The 1,327-nt window shown below is 58.6% G+C and carries 1 protein-coding gene; it reads right to left on the bottom strand.

Translation table 11 applies throughout. From position 1 onward, the window contains the following. Nucleotides 1-37 precede the first annotated feature (37 nt). Nucleotides 38-1,257 (bottom strand): IS3 family transposase gene (locus tag H097_RS27700; protein ID WP_197884037.1). Its coding sequence is split into 2 segments (ribosomal slippage): nucleotides 38-912 and nucleotides 912-1,257, totalling 1,221 coding nucleotides; the frame shifts between segments, so codons are not numbered across the junction. Between the last annotated feature and the right edge of the window lie 70 nt (nucleotides 1,258-1,327).

Here is a 1,327-nt window from a genome sequence, read left to right as displayed (position 1 = left end):
TGGACTTGCCCCTACCAGACCGGACACCAACTCCCCGTTAAATTGATGCTGCTGCCAAACGCCTAAACTCTCTCGGCGACCGATATTTCAAGGCGCTGTGCGGATGCTGCTCGTTGTAATGCTCGAAGGCAATCGTCAGATTGCGCAGCGCGGTTTCTCGATTCGGTTTGGGCATGTGCGCCACGTAATCACGCTTGATCGTCTTCACAAAGCTCTCTGCCATGCCGTTACTTTGCGGGCTGCGTACCGGTGTGGTCACCGGCTGCAAGCCGATCTGGCGAGCAAACAGACGCGTCTGCTCGGCGATATAAGCCGAGCCGTTATCGCTCAACCACTGCACCGGCGTGCTCGGTAGTTGATCCCCAAATCGCTTCTCCACGCTTTCCAACATCAAGTCTCGGATGTCGTCACCGCTGTAGCCCGTCGGGCTGGCGACCCAGCCGATGGCTTCGCGGTCACAGCAGTCCAGGGCAAAAGTCACGCTCAACTTCGCACCGTCGTCGCAGCGAAACTCGAAGCCGTCCGAGCACCAGCGCGTATCGCTGGTAGTAACGGCAATTCGGCCTTCATGCCGGCGCTGCACGCCAGGCTGCTTGATGCGGCGTTCTAACAGCAGATTGTGATCGCGCATGACGCGGTAAACCCGCTTCACATTGATCGGAGCCAGTGACTGAACTTCACGCTCGCGGCGCAGCAACCCCCAAACACGGCGGTAGCCATAGCTCGGTAACTCGCTGACCTGCTCCTTAATCTCGGCGACCAACTCCGTATCGTTCACGAGCCGACGTCGCCGTACTTTAGGCGATACCGATTGCTTGATCCGAACCGTTAATTGCGAGCGCGACACACCGAGACATTCGCTGACCAGTTTCACTGGTCGTCCCCCGGCAACAAGGGTGAGTGCGCAATCCATTTTCGCGACCGGGCGATCTCCACGGCCTCTTTTAGGACTTCGGCTTCCATCGTCTTCTTGCCCAGCATCCGCTGCAATTCTCGGATCTGCTTGAGCGCATCGCTCAGTTCCGACGCCGGTACAACGGCCTCGCCCGCACTGACCGCCGATAGACTTCCGTCCTGATACAGCTTGCGCCAAAGAAACAGCTGGTTGGCGTTGATGCCGTTGCGTCGGGCCACCACGGACACACTTTGTCCCGGTTCAAGGCTCTCGCGAACCATGGCCAGCTTCTGGTCGGTGCTCCAGCGGCGTCGGCGCTCCTGGCCGAGCAGCTCGCCACCCTTATCATTGCTGTTAGTCATAAACATACCCGTTTGCCTATCCCTTATCGTAAGGGGGAAACGGTGTCCTGTCTTTCATGGGGCTCGTTCA

Origin of the sequence: Pseudomonas sp. FH4 (assembly GCF_000510915.2) — a bacterium.
In the GTDB taxonomy this organism is placed as follows: domain Bacteria; phylum Pseudomonadota; class Gammaproteobacteria; order Pseudomonadales; family Pseudomonadaceae; genus Aquipseudomonas; species Aquipseudomonas brenneri.
Note: the sequence above shows the minus strand (reverse complement) of the source record. Positions and strands in the feature narration are given on the sequence as shown.